Origin of the sequence: Alteromonas abrolhosensis, from assembly GCF_001953635.1 — a bacterium.
Taxonomy (GTDB): domain Bacteria; phylum Pseudomonadota; class Gammaproteobacteria; order Enterobacterales; family Alteromonadaceae; genus Alteromonas; species Alteromonas abrolhosensis.
On record NZ_MEJH01000026.1, the window covers coordinates 1 to 5,382 of the forward strand.

Annotated in this window: 5 protein-coding genes and 1 pseudogene; 2 read left to right on the forward strand and 4 right to left on the reverse strand. The window is 44.4% G+C overall.

All coding sequences use genetic code 11. The annotated features are described in order from the left end of the window. From BGK61_RS19305 to trxA, 3 genes and pseudogenes are all read right to left on the reverse strand, one after another. Positions 1 to 198 (reverse strand): annotated as a pseudogene (locus BGK61_RS19305) (transposase); the annotation flags it as partial. A gap of 93 nt (positions 199 to 291) precedes the next feature. Next, the gene (gene rho, locus BGK61_RS19310; RefSeq protein WP_014997165.1) at positions 292 to 1,557 is read right to left on the reverse strand and encodes a transcription termination factor Rho; all 1,266 of its coding nucleotides are present in this window, start codon (positions 1,555 to 1,557) and stop codon (positions 292 to 294) included. Positions 1,558 to 1,828: 271 nt separating this feature from the next. Beyond that, a complete protein-coding gene (gene trxA / locus BGK61_RS19315) occupies positions 1,829 to 2,155 on the reverse strand; it encodes a thioredoxin TrxA (protein ID WP_012517074.1) in 327 nt (108 codons plus the stop codon). A 100-nt stretch (positions 2,156 to 2,255) separates the two neighbouring features. On the opposite strand from trxA, the gene rhlB reads away from it, so the two are divergent. Both rhlB and BGK61_RS19325 read left to right on the forward strand, forming a co-directional pair. Then, positions 2,256 to 3,545 carry an ATP-dependent RNA helicase RhlB gene (gene rhlB, locus BGK61_RS19320; RefSeq protein WP_014997164.1) on the forward strand — a complete coding sequence of 430 codons (1,290 nt, stop codon included), beginning with the start codon at positions 2,256 to 2,258 and terminating at the stop codon, positions 3,543 to 3,545. Positions 3,546 to 3,581: 36 nt separating this feature from the next. Further along, positions 3,582 to 5,093, forward strand: a complete 1,512-nt coding sequence (locus BGK61_RS19325) for a Ppx/GppA phosphatase family protein (RefSeq protein WP_076012008.1) — start codon at positions 3,582 to 3,584, stop codon at positions 5,091 to 5,093. A gap of 77 nt (positions 5,094 to 5,170) precedes the next feature. Here BGK61_RS19325 and BGK61_RS19330 read toward each other — a convergent pair. Beyond that, positions 5,171 to 5,382 (reverse strand): integrase core domain-containing protein (locus tag BGK61_RS19330; protein ID WP_157888798.1); only part of this gene is annotated, 212 nt, incomplete at its 5' end.

Here is a 5,382-nt window from a genome sequence, read left to right on the forward strand (position 1 = left end):
GAGTACATGCAGTTTAAATTCAAAGGTGTAAGGCAATTGCTTATGGATAAAACTATCAAAGCCGTTGATGCGATAGACTTGAGACCAGTAACGAATAAGGTTAGGTCGTACTTTAAACTTTCTACCTAAGGCTCCTGAACTCTCTTCTTGCGCTAGTCGCGCTAGCTTTAACTTAAATGCTCTGTGATGTTTTGACATAAAAAGACCCCCAGTAATTGGATAGTCCAACTATTGGGGGTCACTTCAATTTGGCGCCTTTTCTTTATATATCAGCTTATTAGAAAGCTTACATTAGCTCTTTTGTCTACGCATTGCGTCGAAGAACTCATCGTTAGTCTTCGTCATTGACAGCTTACTGATAAGGAATTCCATCGCGTCAATTTCTGACATTTCATGAACAATTTTGCGAAGGATCCACATTTTCTGTAGTTCGTCTTGTGCAGTAAGCAGCTCTTCACGACGGGTACCTGAGCGGTTGAAGTCGATAGCTGGGAATACACGTTTTTCCGCAATTTTGCGGTTAAGGTGTAATTCCATGTTACCTGTACCTTTAAACTCTTCGTAGATAACTTCATCCATTTTAGAGCCGGTATCGATAAGTGCTGTTGCGATAATGGTTAAGCTTCCGCCTTCTTCAACATTACGAGCAGCACCGAAGAAGCGCTTAGGTTTGTGAAGTGCATTAGCATCAACACCACCGGTAAGTACTTTACCTGATGAAGGGATAACGGTGTTGTATGCGCGCGCTAGACGAGTGATAGAGTCAAGCAGGATAACCACGTCTTTCTTGTGTTCTACAAGACGTTTGGCTTTTTCGATAACCATTTCAGCTACCTGAACGTGGCGGCTAGCTGGCTCATCGAATGTTGATGCAACGACTTCACCTTGTACCAAGCGGTGCATTTCAGTTACTTCTTCCGGACGCTCGTCGATAAGCAATACCATTAACTCACACTCAGGGTGGTTAGCAGCAATCGACTGTGCAATGTTCTGAAGAAGAAGTGTTTTACCCGCCTTAGGTGGTGCTACGATAAGACCACGTTGGCCTTTACCGATAGGCGACGCCAAATCTAGTACACGAGCGGTAATATCTTCTGTTGAGCCATTACCACGTTCCATGCGCAAGCGGTCTGCTGCGTGAAGCGGTGTAAGGTTTTCAAAAAGGATTTTGTTACGTGAGTTTTCAGGCTTGTCGAAGTTAACTTCGCGGATTTTTAGCAGGGCAAAATAACGTTCACTGTCTTTTGGTGGACGAATTTTCCCGGCAATCGTATCACCGGTACGCAAGTTAAAGCGTCGTATTTGGCTTGGCGATACATAGATATCGTCTGGTCCTGCAAGATACGAAGAGTCAGCTGAGCGTAAGAAGCCGAAACCGTCCTGTAAAATTTCTAGTACCCCATCTCCAAAGATGTCCTCACCGCTTTTCGCATGTGTCTTTAGGATAGAGAAAATGATGTCTTGTTTTCTGGCGCGTGCCATGTTTTCCAGGCCCATTTCCTCGGCCAGGGCAACCAACTCGCTAATTGGTTTGTTCTTTAATTCAGTTAAATTCATACTGGTGGGTCTTTGTGCTTGAACTTCGCTTACAGGACTTAAAGTCACTCTGTTCTAGTTTAGATTTGATATCACCCGGATATGGGCGTAAGCAGAATGCTGCTCGGATGAGCGCTGAAGAAAAGTTAGCACTATATTTAATCAACGTCCAGCGTTTTACCACTGAAATGTTAAATAATTTGTAGCTCACTCTTCTAGAATGAAACGTTAGCACCTGTGGTGTAAATAAAAACCGGCGCTTTAATAGCACCGGTTTTCAATTTGCTTCTAATTACAGATTTTCGTTAAGAAACTCTGTTAATTGAGCTTTTGATAGCGCGCCAACTTTAGTTGCTGCAACGTTACCATTTTTGAAAAGTAGCAATGTAGGAATACCACGAATACCATATTTAGGTGGAGTTTCGTTATTTTCATCGACATTCAACTTGCCAACTGTTAACTTGCCATCAAACTCGGTCGCAACTTCTTCTAAGATTGGTGCGATCATTTTACACGGGCCACACCATTCGGCCCAGAAGTCAACCAGTACAGGACCTTCAGCATTGATAACATCTGCTTCGAATTTATCGTCAGATAACTGGATAATTTTGTCGCTCATTCTTTTCTCCATTATTGGTCTGTTGCTGATTTGTCTCAGCCCGACCATAAGTGTTATATAGAAACTGTTTTTTAATGCAAGCACTGATAAGCTATAAGCTATGCCTACTCACTTAACTGATACTCACTTTTCTGACCTGCCGATTAACGGCAAGGTTGTTGACGCCTTGGCGGCAGCTAATTTTTCACATTGTACACCAATTCAAGCACTTGCACTGCCTCCTTTATTGGAAGGTCACGACATTGCAGGTCAGGCTCAAACCGGAACCGGTAAAACCATTGCCTTCTTGGTGGCTACATTTCACTATTTGCTAAGCAAAGCAGAAAATGCAGATAACAGCAAATCAAATGGCCCTCGCGCAATTATTATGGCGCCGACCAGAGAGCTAGCCGTTCAAATTTATAACGACGCCAAATTGCTTAGTGAGCATACTGGATTGTCGCTTGGTTTGATTTATGGGGGCGAAGGTTACCAAAGTCAACGTGAAACTTTGGAAGAAGGGGTAGATATTATAATTGGTACGACAGGACGCATTCTTGATTACTACAAACAGAATGTGTTCACACTGAAGAATATTCAGGTTGCCGTACTTGATGAAGCCGACCGTATGTTCGATTTGGGCTTCATTAAAGATATCCGCTTTTTATTCCGTCGTATGCCTCCAGCAAGCGAACGCTTAAGCATGCTATTTTCAGCGACGCTAAGCTACCGCGTACAGGAACTTGCATACGAGCACATGAACAATCCAACCCATGTTCAGGTGGCGCCAGAGCAAACAACCGCTACACGCGTTTCTCAAGAGCTATTCTACCCGTCTGATGATGACAAAATGCTGTTACTTCTTACGCTACTTGAAGAAGAATGGCCGGAAAAAGCGATTGTGTTCGCAAACACGAAAAACAGCTGTGAAAAAGTCACCGACTGGCTTACCGCAGATGGCCATCGTGTGGGCTTGCTTAGCGGCGATGTACCACAGAAGAAACGCTTGGGGATCTTAGAAGATTTCACCAAAGGTAACTTAGACATTTTGGTGGCAACCGACGTTGCAGCGCGTGGTCTTCACATTGACGCGGTAACGCACGTTTTTAACTACGACTTACCAGACGACGCCGAAGACTACGTACACCGTATTGGTCGTACTGGCCGTGCAGGACAAAGTGGTGTTGCAATTAGTTTCGCATGCGAAAAATACGCACTAAACTTACCTGCAATTGAGCAATACATCCAAAAGGCTATTCCGGTTACCGATTACGACCGCAGTGCGCTTCTTGACGATGTAACGCCACCAAAGCCACGTAGAAGACGTACACCTAACAATAGAAATACTTCACGCCGTGGTAACGGTAGAGGCCGAGGAAAGCCCCAGCAACGCAATAATAGAGCGCAGTAATAAGGCGTAAAGGAACTCAATAAGAATCGAGATTTTATGCAGGCAGAACTCCAGCACGACGCACAGACTTATGGCGAGTATTACGCCGCCGTAGACTTAGGCTCTAACAGCTTTCACATGGTGATTGTTCACGTTGTTAACGGCAGTGTGCAAATAATAGGGAAAATTAAACAGAAAGTGCGCCTGGCAGCAGGTTTAGATGATGATTTCGCACTTGATGACGTAAGCATGGAACGCGGCTGGCAATGCCTGCAAGTATTCTCGGAACGCCTGCAGGATATTCCTCCCTCAAACATTAAGATTGTCGCTACGGCCACCTTGCGATTAGCAACCAATGCCCATGTATTCATTCGCAAAGCGGAAGAAATTCTCAATCATAAACTTGAAGTAATTAGCGGTGAGGAAGAAGCGCGGCAAATTTATCTTGGCGTAGCTTATACATCAGCTAACCAAGGTAACAGCCTAGTCATTGATATTGGCGGCGCCAGCACAGAAATAATCATCGGCAACGATATGCAGCCTATTCATCTGAAAAGTTTAGATATGGGTTGCGTAACCTTTATGGAGCGCTACTTCACTGGTGGCACTATTACCGAAGAGAATTTCAATAACGCCAAGCAAGCCGCACATGCGCTCATTGCCGAAGTGTCAGACGCGTTCTTATGTTTTGACTGGGAAAACTGCTTAGGTGCGTCAGGCACGCCGCAAGCCATTACTGAAATTCTTGTAGCACAAGGGATCAGTGATGCTATTCGCTTGGACTATTTGTACCACTTAGAACAGCAGTGTATTGAATGCGGCAGTATCAAAACCCTTGATATCGACGGGTTGGAAGACAATAGAAAAGCTATATTTCCTTCTGGTTTAGCAATACTTATCAGCTTATTTGAAGCGCTTACGATTAAGCACATGAATATTTCTGGTGGTGCCCTTCGGGAAGGTCTCATTTATGGCATGTTAGATAATGTCACCGACAACGACCGTCGCCAGCAGACGCTTAACCAAGCCAAGCACCGCTATCACATTGATGCGAGTCATGCTAACTCTGTAAGGCATGTTGCGCTTACCTTGTGTCATCAACTATGTGCACAACAGAACATCTGTCACCTAGACACAGAAACCATTTTAGGCGCAGCCGCACAGCTTCACGAGATAGGTCTGCACATAGAATACAAGCGTCATCATGAGCACGGTGGGTATATTTTAAGTCACATAGATTTACCCGGTTTTACTCGTCTTCAGCGCGCCGCTATTCGCGACTTAGTTGCCCAGCATAGGTTAACTATCAAGCCTCAGGCATTTGATAAATACCATGAGGACTACCGCCCAATGTTAAAAGGGTTACTGCGTATTTTGCGCATAGCGGTGGTGCTATGTTTGCGTCGTCAGAACAAACATATTCCTGAAGTGAACCTGCACTGTGAAGACAGTAAGTGGACACTTACTTTCCCCGAAGGCTGGCTAAAATCGCATCCTCTTATAAATGCGGAATTGGCGAACGAGTGCTGGCTGCAACATAAAGCGGGCTGCGAACTAATTTGTAAGTAACCACTCACAAACAGCTAAAGCGCAGAGCGTTTAGTTAATTTTTGACTAGTCCTGAAATAGGTTGACACTTATTTCGGTTAAAACGCCCGATGTATTTCATCGGGCGTTTTGTATTTAAGGGCCAGATGTGGCCTCCTACCATTATAGATAGCTACTGACTCTGCAACCATCTTTCTCGCTTCTTCTAAATCTCTTGGCTTATGGAGTAAGTATTCATTTTTAAGAATACCGTTTATCCGCTCTGCAAGGGCGTTTTGATAGCAGTCGTAGCCATCTGTCATTGAGCACT

Excerpts from the sequence above, each read along its gene's own strand:
- rho (WP_014997165.1), bottom strand. The coding sequence starts at position 1,557 with ATGAATTTAACTGAATTAAAGAACAAACCAATTAGCGAGTTGGTTGCC.
- trxA (WP_012517074.1), bottom strand. The coding sequence starts at position 2,155 with ATGAGCGACAAAATTATCCAGTTATCTGACGATAAATTCGAAGCAGAT.
- rhlB (WP_014997164.1), top strand. The coding sequence starts at position 2,256 with ATGCCTACTCACTTAACTGATACTCACTTTTCTGACCTGCCGATTAAC.
- BGK61_RS19325 (WP_076012008.1), top strand. The coding sequence starts at position 3,582 with ATGCAGGCAGAACTCCAGCACGACGCACAGACTTATGGCGAGTATTAC.